This window comes from Pseudomonas sp. KBS0707 (genome assembly GCF_005937945.2).
Classification (GTDB): Bacteria; Pseudomonadota; Gammaproteobacteria; order Pseudomonadales; family Pseudomonadaceae; genus Aquipseudomonas; species Aquipseudomonas amygdali.
In genome coordinates this window covers 4,341,020-4,362,094 of record NZ_CP041754.1, presented here as the reverse complement: position 1 = coordinate 4,362,094, position 21,075 = coordinate 4,341,020, and the positions used below count along the sequence as shown (strand labels likewise).

The 21,075-nt window shown below is 59.7% G+C and carries 18 protein-coding genes; 16 read left to right on the top strand and 2 right to left on the bottom strand.

Annotated features, from left to right (window positions below):
- The first annotated feature begins 10 nt into the window (after positions 1–10).
- The 13 genes from FFH21_RS20695 (at position 11) to FFH21_RS20625 (ending at position 15,017) form a co-directional block, all read left to right on the top strand.
- Complete coding sequence (locus tag FFH21_RS20695; protein ID WP_011169321.1) at positions 11–1,633, top strand: methyl-accepting chemotaxis protein; 1,623 nt, start codon at positions 11–13, stop codon at positions 1,631–1,633.
- Between the two features lie 8 nt (positions 1,634–1,641).
- Positions 1,642–2,178 (top strand): chemotaxis protein CheW, encoded by a 537-nt coding sequence (locus FFH21_RS20690; RefSeq protein WP_004657989.1) that lies wholly within the window; start codon positions 1,642–1,644, stop codon positions 2,176–2,178.
- Positions 2,175–3,461 carry a protein-glutamate O-methyltransferase CheR gene (locus FFH21_RS20685; RefSeq protein WP_011169320.1) on the top strand — a complete coding sequence of 429 codons (1,287 nt, stop codon included), beginning with the start codon at positions 2,175–2,177 and terminating at the stop codon, positions 3,459–3,461. Before FFH21_RS20690 ends, FFH21_RS20685 begins: the two co-directional genes overlap by 4 nt.
- The gene (locus FFH21_RS20680) at positions 3,461–4,150 is read left to right on the top strand and encodes a chemotaxis protein CheW (protein WP_002554765.1); all 690 of its coding nucleotides are present in this window, start codon (positions 3,461–3,463) and stop codon (positions 4,148–4,150) included. The genes FFH21_RS20685 and FFH21_RS20680 overlap by 1 nt, the downstream gene beginning before the upstream one ends.
- Positions 4,147–6,528: a hybrid sensor histidine kinase/response regulator gene (locus FFH21_RS20675; protein ID WP_011169319.1), complete on the top strand. Its 2,382-nt coding sequence runs from the start codon at positions 4,147–4,149 to the stop codon at positions 6,526–6,528. Before FFH21_RS20680 ends, FFH21_RS20675 begins: the two co-directional genes overlap by 4 nt.
- Complete coding sequence (locus tag FFH21_RS20670; RefSeq protein WP_011169318.1) at positions 6,525–7,535, top strand: chemotaxis response regulator protein-glutamate methylesterase; 1,011 nt, start codon at positions 6,525–6,527, stop codon at positions 7,533–7,535. Before FFH21_RS20675 ends, FFH21_RS20670 begins: the two co-directional genes overlap by 4 nt.
- 45 nt (positions 7,536–7,580) lie before the next feature.
- Positions 7,581–8,585, top strand: coding sequence for a PleD family two-component system response regulator (locus FFH21_RS20665; RefSeq protein ID WP_002554762.1), 1,005 nt, complete (start codon positions 7,581–7,583; stop codon positions 8,583–8,585).
- A gap of 117 nt (positions 8,586–8,702) precedes the next feature.
- Positions 8,703–9,798 (top strand): peptide chain release factor 2 gene (prfB, locus tag FFH21_RS20660; RefSeq protein ID WP_099259081.1). Its coding sequence is split into 2 segments (ribosomal slippage): positions 8,703–8,774 and positions 8,776–9,798, totalling 1,095 coding nucleotides; the frame shifts between segments, so codons are not numbered across the junction.
- A 69-nt stretch (positions 9,799–9,867) separates the two neighbouring features.
- The gene (gene lysS, locus FFH21_RS20655; protein WP_011169316.1) at positions 9,868–11,370 is read left to right on the top strand and encodes a lysine--tRNA ligase; all 1,503 of its coding nucleotides are present in this window, start codon (positions 9,868–9,870) and stop codon (positions 11,368–11,370) included.
- 77 nt (positions 11,371–11,447) lie between these two features.
- Positions 11,448–12,173 carry a TetR/AcrR family transcriptional regulator gene (locus FFH21_RS20650; protein WP_005743405.1) on the top strand — a complete coding sequence of 242 codons (726 nt, stop codon included), beginning with the start codon at positions 11,448–11,450 and terminating at the stop codon, positions 12,171–12,173.
- A gap of 90 nt (positions 12,174–12,263) precedes the next feature.
- Positions 12,264–13,583: a flavohemoglobin expression-modulating QEGLA motif protein gene (locus FFH21_RS20645; RefSeq protein ID WP_011169315.1), complete on the top strand. Its 1,320-nt coding sequence runs from the start codon at positions 12,264–12,266 to the stop codon at positions 13,581–13,583.
- A 220-nt stretch (positions 13,584–13,803) separates the two neighbouring features.
- On the top strand, positions 13,804–14,700 hold the full coding sequence (locus FFH21_RS20630; RefSeq protein ID WP_004666040.1) for an alpha/beta hydrolase: 897 nt from the start codon (positions 13,804–13,806) through the stop codon (positions 14,698–14,700).
- Positions 14,697–15,017 (top strand): hypothetical protein, encoded by a 321-nt coding sequence (locus FFH21_RS20625; RefSeq protein ID WP_002554756.1) that lies wholly within the window; start codon positions 14,697–14,699, stop codon positions 15,015–15,017. Before FFH21_RS20630 ends, FFH21_RS20625 begins: the two co-directional genes overlap by 4 nt.
- Positions 15,018–15,094: 77 nt before the next feature.
- On the opposite strand, the gene FFH21_RS20620 is transcribed toward FFH21_RS20625, so the two are convergent.
- Complete coding sequence (locus tag FFH21_RS20620) at positions 15,095–15,877, bottom strand: OmpA family protein (protein WP_002554755.1); 783 nt, start codon at positions 15,875–15,877, stop codon at positions 15,095–15,097.
- 58 nt (positions 15,878–15,935) lie between these two features.
- Positions 15,936–16,349, bottom strand: a complete 414-nt coding sequence (locus FFH21_RS20615) for a DUF4398 domain-containing protein (RefSeq protein ID WP_004657980.1) — start codon at positions 16,347–16,349, stop codon at positions 15,936–15,938.
- A gap of 380 nt (positions 16,350–16,729) precedes the next feature.
- On the opposite strand from FFH21_RS20615, the gene ppc reads away from it, so the two are divergent.
- From ppc to tsaB, 3 genes are all read left to right on the top strand, one after another.
- Entirely contained in the window at positions 16,730–19,366 is a 2,637-nt protein-coding gene (gene ppc / locus FFH21_RS20610) for a phosphoenolpyruvate carboxylase (protein ID WP_011169312.1), read from the top strand.
- A 279-nt stretch (positions 19,367–19,645) separates the two neighbouring features.
- Positions 19,646–20,293 carry an adenylate kinase gene (gene adk / locus FFH21_RS20605; protein WP_011169310.1) on the top strand — a complete coding sequence of 216 codons (648 nt, stop codon included), beginning with the start codon at positions 19,646–19,648 and terminating at the stop codon, positions 20,291–20,293.
- A 92-nt stretch (positions 20,294–20,385) separates the two neighbouring features.
- On the top strand, positions 20,386–21,060 hold the full coding sequence (gene tsaB / locus FFH21_RS20600; RefSeq protein WP_004666036.1) for a tRNA (adenosine(37)-N6)-threonylcarbamoyltransferase complex dimerization subunit type 1 TsaB: 675 nt from the start codon (positions 20,386–20,388) through the stop codon (positions 21,058–21,060).
- Positions 21,061–21,075: the final 15 nt, after the last annotated feature.

Sequence of the window (21,075 nt, the reverse complement as noted above, 5' to 3'; positions counted from 1 at the left end):
AGGGCTGACTGTGAAGAACTGGACTTTGCGCCAACGGATTCTGGCGAGTTTCGCCGTCATCATCGCAATCATGCTGCTGATGGTCGTTGTATCTTATTCACGGCTGTTGTCCATCGAGTCCAGTGAGGAAGAGGTCCGTCTCGATGCGCTGCCTGGCGTCTACTACAGCACTCTGGTGCGTAGCGCGTGGGGGGAAAGTTATATCCGTACGCTGGAGCTGATTGCCGAAGGCGAAGCGCGTGCGATGACCAAGCAGGAAAAAGACCAGTTTCAGGCTTTTGACGAGAACCTGCAGGCGCAGATGGACGGCTACAAAAAGTCCATTTTCGATAACGCAGACCGCGACAGTTTTGCGCTTTTTGAAAAACGCCGCGAGGCCTACTCGCGCATGCTTGCCGAGGTCCACGCCAAGTATGATCGCGGCGATTATGCCGGTGCGCGCGCCGAGTTCTATGGCGAGGTCAACCCGGTCTGGCTCACGGGCCGCAAGCAGCTCAACGACCTGATTGTCGCCAACAAGCAGTTGGCTGATCAGGCTACCGCCAATATCGTCAATGCCGTGCTGGCTGCCAAGATCAGCATGATCCTGTCGCTGCTGGTGGCAGTGCTGGCGGCTGCGGCCTGCGGGCTGCTGCTGATGCGTTCGATCATGGCACCGATGCAACTGATCGTGCGGATTCTGGACATCATGCGTACCGGAGATCTGAGCACCCGCCTGAACCTGTCCCGCAAGGACGAGTTCAATGCGGTCGAAACCGGCTTCAACGACATGATGAACGAGCTGACTGCGCTGGTTGCGCAGGCCCAGCGTTCTTCGGTGCAGGTAACGACTTCTGTCACTGAAATCGCTGCGACTTCCCGTCAGCAGCAGGCCACCGCTACCGAGACCGCGGCAACCACCACCGAGATCGGCGCAACCTCGCGGGAAATTGCTGCCACCTCCCGCGACCTGGTGCGAACCATGACCGAAGTCACCTCCGCAGCAGATCAGGCGTCGATTCTCGCCGGTTCCGGCCAACAGGGGCTGGCACGCATGGAAGACACCATGCATCAGGTAATGGGCGCTGCCAACCTGGTCAACGCCAAGCTGGCGATCCTCAACGAGAAGGCCGGCAACATCAATCAGGTCGTCGTTACCATCGTCAAGGTGGCCGACCAGACCAACCTGCTGTCGCTTAACGCAGCCATCGAGGCCGAGAAGGCGGGTGAGTACGGCCGTGGTTTCGCGGTGGTCGCCACCGAAGTGCGGCGCCTCGCCGACCAGACCGCTGTCGCCACCTATGACATTGAACAAATGGTGCGGGAAATCCAGTCGGCGGTTTCCGCAGGCGTTATGGGCATGGACAAGTTTTCCGAAGAAGTGCGCCGTGGCATGTTCGAGGTCACTCAGGTCGGCGAGCAGTTGTCGCAGATCATTCAGCAGGTACAGGCGTTGGCGCCCCGTGTGCTGATGGTCAATGAAGGTATGCAGGCTCAGGCTACCGGTGCCGAGCAGATCAATCAGGCGCTGGTGCAACTGGCGGATGCCAGCAGCCAGACTGTCGAATCTCTGCGTCAAGCCAGTTTCGCCATCGACGAGTTGAGTCAGGTCGCGGTCGGGCTGCGCGGTGGCGTTTCGCGATTCAAGGTCTGAACACTCCAATGACGGATCAATCGCCGAGGCGCAACGGCACGCCACTGACCACCAGCAAACTCTTTCTGCTGTTTTGCATCGGCGAAGACCGCTATGCACTGGACGCGACAGAGATTGCCGAGATCCTGCCTCGCGTGAAACTCAAGGCAATTGCCCAGGCTCCGCACTGGGTGGCGGGGATCTTTGCCCATCGCGGCGAGATCGTGCCGGTGATTGACATCAGTGCGCTGAACTCCGGTCAGCCAGCGCGCTCGCGCACCAGCACCCGCATGGTTCTGGTGCATTATCGGCACGACGACGCGCACCCGGCGCAATTACTCGGGCTGATTCTGGAGCAGGCCACCGAAACGCTGCGTTGCCCGGTGTCACAGTTCAAGGCGTACGGGCTGGACAATCGCCTGTCACCTTACCTGGGGCCGGTTCGCGAGGATGAGCAGGGGCTGCTGCAATGGATTCACGTTCAGGAACTGTTGAGCGAGCCGGTTCGCGAGTTGTTGTACCCGGTGCCGCCAATCGACCTTGAACTGCTTGAGGACGCGCCATGAAGGTCGACGATTCACGCTTCTTCAGCTTTCTCAAGGAGCGTATCGGGCTGGATGTGACCTCGGTCGGCGAGGCGATCATCGAGCGTGCCTTGCGTCAGCGTGCGACGGCCGCCCATTGCCCCGACAGTGATGCGTACTGGCATCTTCTGGTGTCATCGCCTCAAGAACAGCAGGCGCTGATCGAGGCGGTGATCGTTCCCGAAACCTGGTTTTTTCGCTACCCGGAATCGTTCGTCACACTGGGCATGCTGGCCCGTGAACGTATAGCGAGCCTTGCCGGTGTGCGCCCGTTGCGTATTGTCAGCCTGCCGTGCTCGACCGGCGAGGAACCCTATTCGATTGCCATGGCGTTATTCGATGCGGGAGTCGATGCCAGGCAGTTCAAGGTCGATGCCATTGATATCAGCCCTGTTTCGATTGCCAAGGCCGAGCACGGCATCTATGGCAAGAACTCATTCCGGGGCAGCGACACCGGTTTTCGCGAGCGGTATTTCAACCCGGTCGCTGACGGGTTTGAAATCGCCGACAGTGTGCGCGCCTGTGTGAGTTTTCAGGCTGGCAACCTGCTCGATCCGAAACTGGCTTCGCAGGTCGCCTATGACATCGTTTTCTGCCGCAATCTGGTGATCTATTTTGATCGGCAGACCCAGCAACATGTGTTCAAGGTCCTCAAGCAACTGACCCGGGAAGACGGCCTGCTGTTCATCGGGCCGGCGGAGGGCAACCTGCTGGCAGGTCTTGGCATGCGCTCGATCGGTATTGCGCAATCATTTGCCTTCCGGCATGCGCCAATCGAACCGACGGCTCCGGCTCCGGCTTGGACCCCGGCTCCGGTAGCCGCCCCGGTTGCCCCGCGCCCGGCCCCCGATGCACCTGCCAGAGCGCCTGCGCCACGACCTGTCGCACGAACGTCCGCAGCGTTTGCGCCCATCGTCAAGCCGGTTGCTGTCACTGGCAATAGCGAGGTTTCGGCGCTGCTCGACAGGATTGCCGGCCTGGCCAACGAAGGCAAAAGTGCCGAGGCGCGGGCTGCCTGCGAGCGCTATCTGCAACAGCATGAGCCGGTTGCACAGGTGTTTTACTGGCTGGGCCTGCTCAGCGAAGTAGAAGGCAGCGTGGCGCAGGCTCAGGGTTTCTATCGCAAGGCGTTGTACCTGCAACCGCAGCACTCTGAATCGCTGGCCCAACTGGCTGCGTTGCTGGCCGCCCAGGGCGACAGTGCCGGGGCCCGGCGCTTGCAGGACCGCGCTGCACGTGGCGCGAATAAACAAGGAAACCATTGATGACGGGTGTGTCCGGTTTTTCCAGTCTTACCCATGACCAAGCCCTGGATATCGATGACTGCTGGAACCGCATCGGTATTCACGGTGATCGTTCCTGCCCGTTGCTTGAAGAGCACATCCACTGTCGCAACTGCGCGGTTTATTCTGCGGCGGCCACTCGTCTGCTGGACCGCTACGCACTGGCCCAGGAATCGCATGAGCAGTTTCAGGGCTCTGTGTTGCTGCGCGACATACAGACCCGCTCCATCCTGGTATTTCGTCTTGGCGAAGAGTGGCTGGGGCTGGCTTCCCGATGCCTCTCGGAGGTCGCCCCCAGCCAGACCATCCATTCGCTGCCGCACCAGCGCTCGCGTGCGATGCTGGGTGTCGCCAACGTACGAGGTGCTCTGGTAGCGTGCATATCGCTGGTCGAGCTGCTAGGGCTGGACAGCAATGCAGCGAGTGACCAGTCGGCGCGGGTGGTTCCGCGCATGTTGATCGTTGCCGCTGAAGGCGGCCCGGTCGTGGTACCGGTGGACGAGGTGGACGGCATTCACGCCATTGACGAGCGTGAGCTGGAAGCCGCTTCTGCGTCCGGTACTCATGCCAACGCCCGTTTCACTCGCGGCGTTCTGCAATGGAAGGGCCGCAGCCTGCGTTGGCTGGACGAAGAAGAGTTATTGTCGGCGGTGCACCGGAGCCTTACATGACGCCAGATCAAATGCGTGACGCCTCACTGTTTGAACTGTTCACGCTGGAAGCCGATGCGCAGACCCAAGTATTGAGTGCGGGCCTGCTGGCGCTTGAGCGTAACCCGACCCAGGCGGATCAGCTGGAAGCCTGCATGCGGGCGGCACATTCGCTCAAGGGCGCGGCGCGCATTGTCGGCGTCGATTTTGGTGTGAGCGTTGCGCATGTGATGGAAGACTGTCTGGTCAGCGCGCAAGAAGGACGTCTATTGCTGCAGGCCGAGCACATTGATGCGCTGCTGTCCGGCACTGACCTGTTGATGCGTATCGCTACGCCAGGCGGTAATAGCGTCGGTCAGCCCGATATCGACAGTTATGTTGAAAGGCTCAACGCGCTGCTGGCCTCCGGTGCTGGCGCAGCGCGCACGGTCAATACGCCGCTGCCTGACCCGGCCTCGGACGCATTGCTGGCCAGCGCGATGCAGCAGCTTGAGTCTTCAGCCCAAGGGGCTGAGCCAGTAATCAACCCTGTCCCTGATCCACTGACAGCAGAGCCGCGTCCGCCATCCAGGTCCGCCGCCAAGCCGGCTCCGGCTCCGGAACCGGAAGCACCTTTTACCCCCTTGCGTGAACGTCGAGTGGCCGAGGGCGGCGAGCGTGTTTTGCGGGTCACTGCCGAGCGTTTGAACGGGCTATTGGACATGTCCAGCAAATCGCTGGTCGAGACCCAGCGACTCAAGCCGCTGTTGGCCGGTATGCAGCGCCTCAAACGCTTGCAAAGCAGCAGCGACTGCGCGCTTGAAGTGCTGGGTGCGAGCTTTGGCGAAGAAGGCCCCCCGGCTGATGTGCAAAAAGCCCTGGAAGATGCACGCAACCTGTTGTCCCAGGCGCAACAGGTGCTGGTCCAGCAAACCGCAGAGCTGGATGAGTTTGGCTGGCAGTCGGCGCAGCGCGCGCAGCTGCTGTATGACACCGCACTGGCCTGCCGCATGCGGCCCTTCGCCGATGTGCTGAACGGTCAGGCGCGCATGGTCCGCGATCTGGGGCGTGAGTTGGGTAAACAGGTACGTCTGCAGATCGAAGGGGAGAAGACCCAGGTCGACCGCGATGTACTGGAAAAGCTTGATGCGCCGCTGACCCATCTGTTGCGCAACGCGGTGGACCACGGCATCGAGTCGCCCGAAAAACGCGCGGCGTCGGGCAAGGACCCTGAAGGTCTGATTCGTCTGCAGGCATCGCATCAGGCTGGTTTGCTGGTCGTTGAGTTGAGTGACGACGGTGGCGGCGTAGACCTGGAGCGTTTGCGCCAGAGCATTGTTGAACGCAAGCTTTCGCCAGCAGAAACCGCCGCGCAGTTGAGCGAGGAGGAACTGCTGAGTTTTCTGTTTCTGCCGGGTTTCAGCATGCGCGACAAGGTCACGCAAATTTCCGGTCGTGGTGTCGGGCTTGATGCTGTGCAGCATATGGTTCGCCAGATGCACGGCAGTGTTGAGCTGCAGCAGTGGACGGGCGAGGGCAGTCGTTTCAGGATTGAAATGCCGCTGACGCTTTCAGTAGTGCGTAGCCTGGTGGTGGAAGTGGGCGGAGAAGCCTATGCCTTCCCTCTGGCCCATATCGAGCGCATGCGCGACTTGCAGCCGGATGATATTTTGCAACTGGAAGGGCGTCAGCACTTCTGGGATGAAGAGCGCCATGTCGGTCTGGTCTCGGCCAGTCAGTTATTGAATCGGCCGCCCGCCCAGAATGCCGGCGAAGCGCTCAAGGTTGTGGTTATTCGCGAGCGTGATGCAGTTTATGGCGTAGCCGTCGAACGCTTCATCGGTGAGCGTACGCTGGTGGTGATGCCGCTCGATGCGCGGCTGGGCAAGGTTCAGGATGTTTCGGCGGGGGCCTTGCTCGATGACGGTTCGGTGGTGTTGATCGTTGATGTAGAAGACATGCTGCGCTCGGTGGAAAAACTCCTGAATACCGGACGCCTGGAGCGTATTGACCGGCGCAACCGTCAGGTCGACCATGTATCGCGCAAACGGGTTCTCGTGGTCGATGACTCTTTGACTGTTCGCGAGCTGGAACGCAAGCTGCTGGTCGGTCGCGGTTACGAAGTATCGGTTGCCGTGGACGGGATGGACGGCTGGAATGCCCTGCGTGCCGGGGACTTCGACCTGCTCATCACCGACATCGACATGCCGCGCATGGACGGTATAGAACTGGTGACGTTGCTGCGCCGTGATACCCGTTTGCAGTCATTGCCGGTCATGGTTGTTTCCTACAAGGATCGTGAAGAAGACCGACGCCGCGGCCTGGACGCCGGAGCGGATTACTACCTGGCCAAAGCCAGTTTCCACGATGATGCCTTGCTCGACGCTGTTGTCGAATTGATAGGAGACGCGCAAGGATGAAGATTGCCATCGTCAACGACATGCCCATGGCCATCGAAGCCCTGCGTCGCGCGCTGGCCTTCGAGCCCGCGCACCAGATCATATGGGTGGCGTCCAATGGTGCCGATGCCGTGCAGCGCTGCGTCGAGCAGACCCCGGACCTGATCCTGATGGACCTGATAATGCCGGTGATGGATGGCGTAGAGGCCACGCGTCGGATCATGGCCGAAACACCCTGCGCTATTGTCATCGTAACCGTCGACCGCGAGCAGAACATGCGCCGCGTATTCGAAGCGATGGGGCATGGTGCGCTGGATGTGGTGGATACGCCTGCCATCGGCGGTCCTAACCCCAAAGAGGCGGCGGCGCCCCTGCTGCGCAAGATACTCAATATTGACTGGCTGATCGGTCAGCGTGTCGGCCGCGAGCATGTGGTGGCTGCGCCGAGATCGGAGCCGGCGAGGCGCGACAGGCTCGTTGCCATCGGCTCCTCGGCGGGCGGGCCCGCGGCGCTGGAGATCCTCCTTAAGGGGCTTCCGGTGAGCTTTCCGGCAGCGATCGTCCTTGTGCAGCATGTTGATCAGGTATTCGCGGCCGGTATGGCGGAGTGGTTGAGTTCCGCTTCCGGCCTGCCCGTGCGGTTGGCAAAGGAAGGCGAAACGCCGCAGCCAGGGGTGGTGCTGCTGGCCGGAACCAATCATCATATTCGTTTGCTCAAGGACGGTACGCTGGCGTATACCGCAGAGCCTGTGAATGAAGTTTACAGGCCCTCGATCAATGTGTTTTTCGAGAGCGTAACCCGTTATTGGAGTGGTGAGGCAGTCGGCGTTCTACTGACCGGCATGGGGCGCGATGGTGCGCAGGGACTCAAGGCAATGCGGGAGCGAGGTTTTCTGACCATCGCCCAGGATCAGGCCAGTTCTGCTGTGTATGGCATGCCCAAAGCGGCTGCAGCCATTGATGCTGCTGTTGAGATACGTCCGCTGCCCGCCATTGCCCCTCGCTTGGTCGAGGTATTTACTCAATGACTGCTCAGGTGCATTCACCTGTGGTCGGCGATCAGGAGAAACACTATGCATGACCTGCAGACGGATGAGATCAAGACCCCGGATGAGAACACCGCCATGGTGCTTCTGGTTGATGATCAGGCCATGATTGGCGAGGCTGTCCGGCGTGGGCTGGCTGGCCACGAATCGATCGACTTCCACTTTTGCGCCGACCCGCATCAGGCAATTGCCCAGGCCGTGCAGATCAAACCGACCGTGATTCTTCAGGATCTGGTCATGCCGGGCCTGGACGGTCTGACGCTGGTTCGCGAGTACCGCAGCAATCCGTTGACCCGCGATATCCCGATCATCGTGTTGTCCACCAAGGAAGACCCGCTGATCAAGAGCGCCGCGTTCTCGGCCGGGGCCAACGATTATCTGGTCAAACTGCCGGACAACATCGAACTGGTGGCGCGCATTCGCTACCACTCGCGCTCCTATATGACACTGTTGCAGCGTGACGAGGCCTATCGTGCCCTGCGGGTCAGCCAGCAACAGTTGCTTGACACCAACCTGGTGCTGCAACGCCTTATGAACTCCGACGGCCTGACGGGGCTGTCCAATCGCCGCCATTTCGATGAGTATCTGGAGCTGGAGTGGCGACGTGCCATTCGCGATCAGGCGCAGTTGTCGCTGCTGATGATCGATGTCGACTACTTCAAGGCTTACAACGACAACTTCGGGCACCTGGAGGGCGACGAGGCCCTGCGTCAAGTGGCGAAAGCCATCCGCAACAGTTGCAGTCGCCCGTCCGACTTGCCCGCGCGCTACGGCGGCGAGGAGTTTGCCATGGTCCTGCCCAATACCTCTCCGGGCGGGGCGCGTCTGCTGGCTGAAAAACTGCGCCAGAGCGTGTCAGGCATGAATATCCCGCATATCGCTCCAACGCCGGGTTCCAGCCTTACCGTGAGTATTGGCGTCGCTACCGTGACGCCGCAGGTCGGGATGCACAGCCGTCAGCTGATTCTGGATGCCGATAAGGGGCTTTATCTGGCCAAGAACAACGGACGCAATCAGGTTGCGGCAGGCTGACGCCGCCAGTGACCGGTAAAATAGGCCTCACAACGCCTGCTCGACGGGCTGCTTTCGTGGTCTTGCCTGGGGTATACTCGTCGGCTTTGAAAATTTCGCCTGCGAGTGCTGCCTACCATGGAAATCAACCCGATCCTAAACAGCATCAAGGATTTGTCCGAGCGCTCCGAAACCATTCGGGGGTATCTTTGACTACGATCACAAACATGATCGTCTGACCGAAGTCAACCGCGAGCTCGAAGATCCAAACGTCTGGAACAACCCGACCTACGCCCAGGAACTGGGGCGTGAGCGCTCCCTGCTGGCGCAGATCGTAGAAACCCTGGACGAAATGTCCTCGGGTCTGGCCGATGCCAAAGACCTGTTGCTGATGTCTGCCGAAGAAGAAGACCAGGCCGCCGTCGATGACGTCGCTGCCGAAGTCGAGCGCCTGCGCGAATCGCTGGAAAAGCTCGAATTCCGTCGCATGTTCAGTGGCGAGATGGACCCCAACAACGCCTACCTGGATATTCAGGCCGGTTCCGGCGGCACCGAAGCGCAGGACTGGGCCAACATTCTGCTGCGCATGTACCTGCGTTGGGCTGACAAGCGCGGTTTCGACGCCACCATCATGGAGCTGTCTGCCGGTGAAGTCGCTGGCATCAAGGGCGCTACCGTGCACATCAAGGGTGAATACGCCTTTGGCTGGCTGCGTACCGAGATCGGCGTTCACCGTCTGGTGCGCAAGAGCCCGTTCGACTCCGGCAACCGTCGCCACACCTCGTTCTCGGCCGTGTTCGTTTCGCCGGAAATCGATGACAACATCGAAATCGACATCAACCCGTCGGACCTGCGCATCGATACCTACCGCTCCTCCGGGGCCGGTGGTCAGCACGTAAACACCACAGACTCGGCGGTACGTATCACCCACGTTCCGACCAACACCGTGGTCAGTTGCCAGAACGAACGTTCCCAGCATGCGAACAAGGACACCGCCATGAAAATGCTGCGGGCCCGTTTGTATGAGCAGGAAGTGCAGAAGCGCAATGCAGCGTCCCAGGCGCTCGAAGACACCAAGTCCGATATCGGTTGGGGTCATCAGATTCGTTCCTATGTACTGGACGCCTCGCGTATCAAGGACCTGCGGACCAACATCGAACGCAGCGACTGCGACAAGGTGCTTGATGGCGATATCGACGAATACCTGATCGCGAGCCTCAAGCAAGGGCTGTAAACCGTCAGCCGACACCTCAAGTCCCTCGTCGCAAGACGAGGGCGAACCTGTGATGGAATATTTAAAGACATGAGCGACCAACAACTCGACCCGCAAGCCCTGCAACAGGAAGAAAACACCCTGATCGCCCTGCGCAAGGAAAAGCTTGCTGCAGGCCGTGCCAAGGGTCAGGCCTTCCCCAACGACTTCCGCCGCGACAGCTACTGCAACGACTTGCAGAAACAGTACGTCGACAAGACCAAGGAAGAACTGGCAGAGGCAGCGATTCCGGTCAAGGTCGCCGGTCGCATCATGCTCAACCGTGGCTCTTTCATGGTGATCCAGGACATGACCGGGCGTATCCAGGTCTATGTCAACCGCAAGACCCTGGCTGAAGAAACCCTGGCCGAGGTGAAAACCTGGGACCTGGGCGACATCATTGCTGCCGAAGGCACCCTGGCACGCTCCGGCAAGGGCGACCTGTACGTCGAGATGACCACCGTTCGCCTGCTGACCAAGTCGCTGCGTCCGCTGCCCGACAAGCACCATGGCCTGACCGACACCGAGCAGCGCTATCGCCAGCGTTACGTCGACCTGATCGTCAACGAAGACGTGCGTGAGACCTTCCGCGTGCGCTCGCAGGTTATCGCTCACATCCGCAGCTTCCTGATGAAGCGTGACTTCCTTGAAGTCGAAACGCCGATGTTGCAGACCATCCCCGGCGGTGCGGCAGCCAAGCCGTTCGAAACCCATCACAACGCGCTGGACATGGAAATGTTCCTGCGCATTGCGCCGGAGCTGTACCTCAAGCGTCTGGTGGTCGGTGGTTTCGAGAAAGTCTTCGAGATCAACCGCAACTTCCGTAACGAGGGCGTTTCGACCCGGCACAACCCCGAGTTCACCATGCTCGAGTTCTACCAGGCCTACGCCGATTACGAAGACAACATGGACCTGACCGAGGAGCTGTTCCGCGAACTGGCTCAACTGGTTCTGGGCACCACCGACGTGCCTTACGGCGACAAGGTGTTCCACTTCGGCGAACCGTTTGTGCGCCTTTCGGTGTTCGACTCGATCCTCAAGTACAACCCGGATCTGACCGCTGCCGATCTGCAGGACGTCGACAAGGCTCGTGCCATTGCCAAAAAGGCCGGTGCCAAGGTGCTCGGCTTCGAAGGCCTGGGCAAATTGCAGGTGATGATTTTCGAAGAGCTGGTCGAGCACAAGCTGAAACAGCCGCACTTCATTACTCAGTACCCGTTCGAAGTGTCTCCGCTGGCTCGTCGCAATGACGAAAACCCGAGCGTAACCGACCGTTTCGAGTTGTTCATCGGCGGCCGTGAAATCGCCAACGCCTATTCCGAGCTCAACGACGCCGAAGATCAGGCCGAACGCTTCCAGGCTCAGGTAGCCGACAAGGATGCCGGTGACGACGAAGCCATGCACTACGACGCCGACTTTGTGCGTGCGCTGGAATACGGCATGCCACCTACTGCGGGTGAGGGGATCGGCATCGATCGGTTGGTGATGCTGCTCACCGACTCGCCTTCGATCCGCGATGTCATTCTGTTCCCGCACATGCGCCCGCAAGCGTAATCAATGAAAAAACAGCCGCCTTCAATGAGCGGCTTTTTTTTAGGTATTTTTCAGGACGATTCAAAAAGGAAGCTGTCGTGACGATTGCCAGAGAAGGGGCCGCCGGGGTAGCGAGCGCGGTGGCCAAAAGTGTCAAGTATCAAGGCCGCAAGGCGGCCCGCGAAGGCAGTGAACAACGCAGACAGGTCATTCTCGATGCGGCCATGCGTATTGTGGTGCGCGACGGCGTGCGCGCTGTACGTCATCGCGCAGTGGCCGCTGAGGCCAGCGTACCGTTGTCGGCAACCACCTATTACTTCAAGGACATCAATGACCTGCTCACCGATGCCTTTGCCCAGTATGTACAGCGCAGTGCCGATTACCTGGCGCGGCTTTGGCAGAACACCGAAGGTATTCTGCGTGAGATGATGAGCCGCAGTTCGGGCAGCCCGACCGACCGTTTTCGGCTGGCTGACGATATTGCGCGTATGGTGATGGAGCATATCCGGCATCAATTGCTGACCCGACGCGACTACCTGATCGCCGAGCAGGCGTTCTACCACGAAGCGCTGATCAACCCGCGTCTGACCCCGCTGGTGATGGCCCATCAGGAAATTCTGCTGCAAGGCAGTTGTCAGTTCTTTCAGGTGATTGGCTCGTTGCAGCCCTATCAGGATGCTCAGGTGTTGACGGGGCTCATCCGGCGCATTGAGTATCAAGGCCTGCTGCATGGCCCACAGCGTCAGGCGGACGAAGAAATGCTCTGTATTCTGACCCGGCAGATGCGTCTGGTTTTGGGGACGCCGCAGCCGGTTCGAGGGTGACTATACTTCGTTCGACGTGCTCTGGGTCGGCGGTTCAGACGGCTTGACGACCCTGCCAATTTCGATATTTTCCAGCGGTGGCGTGTTCTCATGCCGCCGAGCAGTAGCGAAACAGCCAGCCAAGGAGTACCGGTGGACGAGTATCAACAGACTATTCGTGCGTTATCGGATCGGATCGTCGTTGCACAGACGCCGATTCGCATTCTGGATGCAGTTAAATGGGATGAGACAGTTCGCAAGGAGTTTCTGGCCGCCAAGGGCAAGGCGCTTCCTGCCGTGGACCGTGCCTATTACGAAAACCGCCCGCTGGGCTTCGATTCGGTCGCCTTGAAACAAGAGTTTCAGAACATCGAGCGGGATGTCACGCGTCAACTGGGGCAGTTCAACCCGGTCGGGCAGATCATGCGCCGCATGTGCCGTGAGTACCGCATGGTGGTGCGTATGCTCGAAGCGCGTGGCACGCCTGACTTCGGGCTGATCTCGCAGGAACTGTATGGCGCTGCGTCCGATGCCTTTCACGCCGGTGACCCGACGCTGGCCGATCTGGGCCTGATGCTCTCGGATTATCTGAACAACATCGCCGGGCGTGGTGACCTCAAGGACGAGCCGAAAACCCTCACGGCCAAGGACGCTGTTTCGTTGCTGCAATCGCGTTTGAACCGTGTGTTCGGTGAAGCCGAGGAAACCATCCGGGTTTTCGAATCTGACGGGATCGTCGCTGATGCGGCTGCCGGGGCCGACTACATCAAGATCCGCACCGACGCCATGTTCAACGAGCGCGACGTCCGTGCGCTGGAGGTTCACGAAGGGCTGGTACACGTCGGCACCACGTTGAACGGGCAAAACCAGCCTATCTGTACGTTCCTTTCCAAAGGTCCGCCTTCATCGACGGTGACTCAGGAAGGCCTGGCGATTCTCATGGAAGTCATCGCCTTCGCCTCCTACCCCAGCCGTTTGCGCAAGCTGACCAATCGCACCCGTGCCATTCACATGGCCGAGCAGGGCGCTGATTTTCTGCAGGTATTCGAGTTCTACCGCGAGCAGGGCTTCGGCATGTCGGAGAGCTATGGTAATGCCAGTCGCGTGTTCCGCGGCTCGGTGCCCAACGGCTTGCCGTTCACTAAAGACCTGTCCTATCTGAAGGGTTTCATCATGGTCTACAACTACATTCAGTTGGCCGTGCGCAAGGGCAAGCTTGAACAGGTGCCGCTGCTGTTCTGCGGCAAGACCACGCTGGAAGACATGCGTACCTTGCGCCAACTGGTAGATGAAGGACTGGTAGTGGCACCCAAATACCTGCCTGAGCAGTTCCGTGACATGAACGCGCTGTCGGCCTGGATGTGCTTCTCCAACTTCCTCAACCACCTGAGCCTGGACCGTATCGAAGCGGACTACTCGAATATTTTGTAGGCCGAACTGACTATCGTGCCAATGCTCCGCGTTGGCACGCAGTGGGTGACGCTCGGCGTCACAAATCTGCGCCGCGCTGCACAGTCAGGATCGGACGCAGAGCGTCCAGAACGGCATTCCCACGCTGGAGCGTGAGGAACGATAATCTTGTAACTATCGTGCCATTGCTCTGCGCCAGCACGGCAGTGATGTGGCGATGAAAACAACAAGGAAACCCCATTTGAAACTGCTCGGCATCTTCACCCTGGTCCTCGCGCTCACAGGCTGCAGTTCGATGTTGTTCTATCCCGAGCAAGGTGTTCCGTTCACACCAGACAAGGCTCGTTTACAGTATCAGGACGTGAACCTCACCGCCTCCGATGGTACACGCCTGCATGGCTGGTGGCTGCCCGCGAAAGAGGGTGTGCCGGTCAAGGGTACGGTGCTGCATCTGCATGGCAACGGCGGCAATCTGTCCTGGCACCTTGGTGGCGTCTGGTGGTTACCCGAGCAGGGTTATCAGGTGCTGATGCTGGATTACCGTGGCTATGGCGAGTCGCAGGGCGAACCGAGCCTGCCGGCGGTCTATCAGGATGTTCAGGCCGCTTTCGACTGGTTGAACACTGCACCGCAAGTGCAAGGCAAACCCCTTGTGGTTCTGGGGCAAAGCATTGGTGGAGCGCTGGCGGTGCACTACTTGTCAGAACACCCGCAGGAGCGTTCGCGGCTCAAGGCGTTGGTATTGGACAGCGTGCCGGCCAGCTATCGCAGCGTCGCGCGAAACTCGCTGAGCAAGTCGTGGCTGACCTGGCCATTGAAGACGCCCTTGTCCTGGCTGATCCCGGAGGCCGACAGTGCCGTCAACGGCCTGCCACGATTGGCCGGCACACCGATGCTGATCTTTCACAGCATGGACGACACACTGGTGCCGCTCGCCAACGGTATCGAGCTGTACAAGGCCGCGCCTCCACCGCGCGTATTGCAACTGACCCGTGGCGAGCACGTACAGACGTTCGCAGACCCTCTCTGGCGTCAGGTGATGCTGCGCTATCTGGACGACCCGACGCATTTCAATGGCCTGCGTCGTCTTGCGCAAGTGCCCAACTACCCGATCCCTGCTACACCGCCAGCGCCATGAGCCGCGACCGTAACGTCAACGGCATGATTCTCAGCGCCGTCGGTGCAGTCATCGGCACCGTCGGCTGTCTGTGGTTTTACGGCTACCTGCACTTCGCAAAGCCTGAGGATGCATTGCTGCTCGGCGAATTCACTCTGCTCAAGACCGTGCCAGGCGAGGACTACAAGATCGCCGCGACGCCAGCTGTCGAGGTGGCGCAATGCGTTGATGGCGTGCTGGTGCTGTTCGACACATCGCGAAAGGGCTTGTCAGGTGTGTTGATCGATGACCACAGGCAAGCGGTGCGGTGCATCGGCCAGCAGACGCCACAGCAATAAACACGGCGATAAATTTTCGGCATTAAAAAGCCCCGCCTGTATGCGCAGGCGGGGCTTCAGTGCAGCGGCTCAGTCGCTTATTTCATCGACGAGCGCGGTGCAACAGGCTGGTTGTCGTTGGAGATGGTGACTTCCACACGACGGTTCATGGCACGGCCCGAGTTGCTGGTGTTGTCAGCAACCGGATATTCCTTGCCGTAACCCATGGTCACAACGCGTGCTGGATCTACACCCATACGTACCAGTGCCATGCGAACAGAATTGGCGCGGCGCTCGGACAGCGACTGGTTGTAGGAAGCAGAACCTGTGCTGTCGGTGTAGCCTTCAACGATCACTTTGCGATCAGGGTTTTCCTGAAGGAAAGCAGCCAGCTTGCCGATGTCGCCTTGAGCGGTCGGCTTCAGATCGGCCTTGTTGTAGTCGAACAGCACGTCACCGAAAGTCACCAGCGTACCGCGTTCGGTCTGCTTGGCGTTCAGGCTGTTCTTCAGCGCAGCGATCTGAGCATCACGAGCTTCCAGGCGTGCCTTGGCGCGGTCGGCAGAAGCATTCTGCAGAGCAGCTTCGGAGGTGCGCAGGGCGATGGTCTGCTTGGCCAGCTCTACGCGCTGGTTGGTCAGATAAGACAGTTGGTCAACTTTCTTGACGTCATCATCGTTACGGAAAGCCTGTTCTGCCTTGGCCAGCCATTCGCTGGCGTCTTTGGTTTCAAGCGCCGCGACTTTGGTAGCTTCCGGGTTGGTCTGCAGCGCGGTGAAGTTGCTGCGGGCCTGTTCCAGATTAGGGTTAGGCTTGGTTGCACAGGCTGCCAAGGCAACGCTCATGGCCAGCAGAGCAGGGATCATCAATTGTTTACGCATAATATGGTCGTCCTTTAATCAGTTACGAATTCATGAAAACAGAAAGGGTTCAGGGCAATCACTGCACCTGACGCAGGCCTTCTTCACGGAGTTCGTTGACGCCCTGACGAGCATCCTGCACAGCCTTGGCAGCTTTGGCGGCCTGAGATTTGCGCTCTGCTACACGAGCGTCCCACTCGGCTTGTTCAGCCAGGCGGCGAGCTTCGTCGTACTTGTGATCCTGCATGGCCAGATCAGCTTCTTTGAGCTTGTCCTGAGCCGACTTCATTTCCACCGCTGCGAATTCGGTACCGCCAGCGCTGACGGCGCTGTTGACGGCCGATTGCGAGACTGCATATTGCTCGGATGGCGGGTTACCTGCGCAACCGGCGAGGATAAAGGTGCTACCGAGCGCCAGCGCAGCCAGCTTGAGACCGCGCAGGCCTTTGAACTTGGTTTTGGCAGTTAAGGTGTTCATGGTGATCAACTCCATTGTCTGACTCCGAACGTGGTTATCCATGACAGTTGTTGCATCAAGTCCGGGCATGAGGTCGTACAACCGCCTGCTGCCTTTCGGGCTTTCCTGTAATGGTTAAAGGCTCCGACCTGTACTGTTTTTGAATAGTTCAGATAAATATCTACTGTGTGGTCAGGAATTTTCAGGGGGCTTCAGGAAGCGGTCAGCATGTTGATCGGCATGTGAACGGACGTCGCTGCAGGATTAATCAGGCGTTGAGGCGCGGCTTTTTGTTGAACCATTTGTCCAATTGCAGGCTTTTGGTGCACTGTTGGCAATGCGGATTCGAATTCACGTACGCCCGCGCTGTTTTGCGGGTACGCAACTGAGCCCAGACAAAAAACGGGAGAGGAACGATGGCCGATATCGATGCGCGTCTGCGCGAAGACGTTCACCTGCTGGGTGAGCTGTTGGGTAACACGATTCGTGAGCAGCGAGGCGCTGAATTCCTCGACAAGATCGAACGTATTCGCAAAGGCGCCAAGGCGGGCAGGCGCGGTTCTGCAGAAGGTGCCGAGCAACTCAGCGCCAGTGTCGACGGGTTGGGTGATGACGAACTCCTGCCTGTGGCCCGTGCGTTCAACCAGTTTCTCAACCTGGCCAATATTGCCGAGCAGTATCAGCTCATGCATCGCCGTGACGATACCCAGCCTCTGCCCTTTGAGTCGCGGGTGTTGCCCGAGCTGCTTGACCGCCTGAAAACGGAAGGTCACACGCCTGATGCCTTGGCGCGCCAACTGAGCAAGCTGGAAATCGAGCTGGTGTTGACGGCTCACCCCACCGAAGTTGCACGCCGTACGCTCATTCAGAAATACGACGCCATCGCTGCGCAGTTGGCCGCGCTCGATCATCGCGACCTCAACAGCACCGAGCGCGCACAGATTACCTCGCGCTTGCAGCGTCTGATCGCCGAGGCCTGGCATACCGAAGAGATACGGCGTATCCGTCCCACGCCGGTTGATGAGGCCAAATGGGGTTTTGCGGTTATCGAGCACTCCCTCTGGCACGCCATTCCGAACTACCTGCGCAAGGCTGACCATGCACTGCACGCAGCGACCGGCCTGAATTTGCCGCTGGAAGCCGCGCCGATCCGCTTTGCCTCCTGGATGGGCGGAGACCGTGACGGCAACCCGAACGTCACGGCCATAGTTACCCGTGAAGTGTTGTTGCTGGCGCGCTGGATGGCGGCTGACCTGTATCTGCGTGATGTGGACAACCTGGCCGCAGAGCTGTCGATGCAACAGGCCAGCGACGCCTTGCGGGCCAGAGTCGGTGACAGTGCCGAGCCTTATCGGGCAGAACTCAAGCGTCTGCGTGAGCGCCTGCGCGCGACGCGCAATTGGGCCAATGCCTCATTGAGCGAGACCTTGCCTGCGCCTGAAGCGGTGCTGCGAGACAACCGCGAGCTGCTGGACCCGCTGCTGCTGTGCTTCCAGTCGCTGCATGAGTGCGGCATGGGCGTGATTGCCGACGGGCCGCTTCTGGATTGCCTGCGCCGTGCCGTCACGTTCGGCCTGTTTCTGGTGCGTCTGGATGTCCGCCAGGACTCCAGTCGCCACTGTGCGGCGATGACTGAAATTACCGATTATCTGGGGTTGGGTCGCTACGAAGAGTGGGACGAGCAGACCCGCATCGACTTTCTGTTGCGCGAACTGAACAACCGCAGGCCGTTGCTGCCAGGCTACTTCAAACCGGCAGCCGACACCGCAGAAGTGCTGGCAACCTGCAGGGTAGTGGCAGCAGCTCCGACAGCGTCGCTGGGCTCTTACGTCATTTCGATGGCAGGTTCGGCATCCGACGTGCTGGCCGTGCAGTTGCTGCTCAAGGAAGCCGGGCTGCAACGGCCGATGCGTGTGGTGCCGTTGTTCGAGACCCTGGCTGACCTCGACAACGCCGGGCCGGTGATCGAGAAGCTGCTCGGCTTGCCTGGCTATCGTTCGCGTCTGCACGGCCCGCAGGAAGTCATGATCGGTTATTCCGACTCGGCCAAGGACGCGGGCACTACGGCGGCGGCCTGGGCCCAGTACCGCGCGCAGGAAAAGCTGGTGGAGATCTGTCGCGAACAGCAGGTCGAACTGCTGCTGTTTCATGGTCGCGGCGGTACGGTTGGTCGTGGTGGCGGCCCCGCGCATGCGGCGATTCTGTCGCAGCCGCCAGGTTCGGTAGCCGGGCGCTTCCGGACCACCGAGCAAGGGGAAATGATTCGTTTCAAATTCGGCCTGCCGGACATCGCCGAACAGAACCTCAATCTCTATCTGGCAGCGGTGCTGGAAGCGACCCTGCTGCCGCCACCACCTCCGCAACCGTCTTGGCGGACGATGATGGACCAGATGGCCGCTGACGGGGTCGGCGCCTATCGCGCGGTAGTGCGCGAGAACCCTGAGTTCGTCGAGTATTTCCGTCAGGCAACGCCCGAGCAGGAACTAGGGCGCCTGCCACTCGGCAGTCGCCCGGCCAAGCGCCGCGAAGGTGGCGTGGAAAGCCTGCGCGCCATTCCGTGGATTTTCGCCTGGACGCAGACGCGTTTGATGTTGCCCGCCTGGTTGGGTTGGGAAGCCGCACTGAGCAAGGCTCTGGAGCGTGGTGAGGGTACGGTTCTGGCGCAAATGCGCGAACAGTGGCCGTTTTTCAGAACCCGCATCGACATGCTGGAAATGGTCCTCGCCAAAGCCGATTCGGACATTGCCCGACTCTATGACGAACGTCTGGTCAGTGCTGAGCTGCAACATTTGGGCGCACATTTACGCGACCTATTGTCGCAGGCGTGCAATGTGGTTCTGGGGCTGACCGGGCAGAAGCAACTACTGGCACACAGCCCTGAAACGCTGGAATTCATCAGTCTGCGCAACACCTATCTCGACCCGTTGCATTTGCTCCAGGCCGAGCTGCTGTCCCGCTCTCGCAGTCGCGAAGCCAGTCTGGACAGCCCTCTGGAACTGGCGCTGCTGGTGTCTGTAGCCGGGATCGCTGCCGGTCTGCGTAACACTGGTTGAACACGCGCGTTACTTTAATTGCCGGGCCGTTTTGGCCCGGCATTGACAAGACCGGGTTTGCAGGTTGGCCTGCCGGAAACGTTGATACAGATCACGCCGCTCGACAATCGGGGCGCGCAAGCCGGTGCGCACGCGGTTAATGCGACTTTTGGCGGCTTGTGCGGCCTCGGTCGGCTGTGTATCTTGATCAGCCTTTCGGCCTGTTGGCCTGATTATTTTTAGATTGGCCCCCGAGGCGAATCCGTTGATTTCACTATAAAAATTTTGAGGAGCATGACGATGCGCGTGATTCTGCTAGGAGCTCCCGGGGCCGGTAAAGGTACTCAGGCAAAATTCATCACTGAAAAGTTCGGCATCCCGCAGGTTTCGACAGGCGACATGCTGCGCGCTGCAGTCAAGGCTGAAACCGAGCTTGGCCTGAAAGCCAAGAGCGTCATGGACTCGGGTGGTCTGGTTTCCGATGACCTGATCATTGGTCTGATCAAGGATCGTCTGGCCCAGCCGGATTGTGCGAACGGCGTTCTGTTCGACGGCTTCCCGCGCACCATTCCTCAGGCCGAAGCCCTGTTGAAAGCAGGTCTGGAAATCGACCACGTGCTGGAAATCGCCGTTGATGACGAAGAAATCGTCAAGCGCATGTCGGGCCGCCGGGTTCACGAAGGCTCTGGTCGCATCTATCACACCATCTTCAACCCGCCGAAAGTTGAGTGTATCGATGATGTGACTGGCGAACCGCTGCTGCAGCGCAAGGACGACGTCGAAGAGACCGTGCGCCATCGCCTGTCGGTCTACCATGCCCAGACCAAGCCGCTGGTCGAGTTCTACAGCAAGCTGGAAGCGAAGGATGGCAAGCCCAAGTGCAGCCATATTCCTGGCGTCGGCTCGGTTGAAGAGATCACTGCAAAAGTACTGGAAGCCCTGAAGTAAGACTTTCAGTCTGAACAATAAATGGCCCGCTTGCGGGCCATTTGTCATTTATACTGCTGCACTTTTTCACCCTGACCATGACGGAAACACCGATGACCACCTTGCTGGCCCTGGACACCGCCACTGAAGCCTGCTCGGTCGCTTTGCTGCACGATGGCAAAGTGCTGAGCCACTACGAGGTGATCCCGCGCCTGCATGCCCAGCGGCTGCTGCCCATGATCAAAAGCCTGATGGCCGAGGCGGGCATTGCGATGTCGGCGCTGGATGCCATCGCGTTCGGGCGCGGCCCTGGCGCTTTCACCGGCGTACGCATTGCCATTGGCGTCGTGCAAGGTCTGGCATTTGCGCTGGAGCGCCCGGTATTGCCTGTTTCCAATCTTGCCGTGCTTGCCCAGCGTGCCTTTCGTGAGCATGGCGTGTCTCAGGTGGCATCGGCCATTGATGCGCGCATGGATGAGGTGTACTGGGGTTGCTATCACGAGACAGCCGGGGAGATGCGTCTGCTCGGCAACGAGGCGGTCATGGTGCCCGAGTTGGCGACGCTGCCTGCGCACACTAGTGGACAATGGTTTGGTGCCGGTACCGGCTGGAGCTATGCCGAGCGTATTCCGGTCAGTCTTGCCGGGCATGACGCAGGCATGCTGCCCCATGCGCTGGACTTGCTGACGCTGGCGTCCTTCGCCTGGGCGCGTGGCGAAGCCCTGCCGGCAGACGACGCCCAGCCGGTCTACCTGCGCGACAAGGTTGCAACACCCAAAGCGCGTTGATGTGATTGGCTTCAA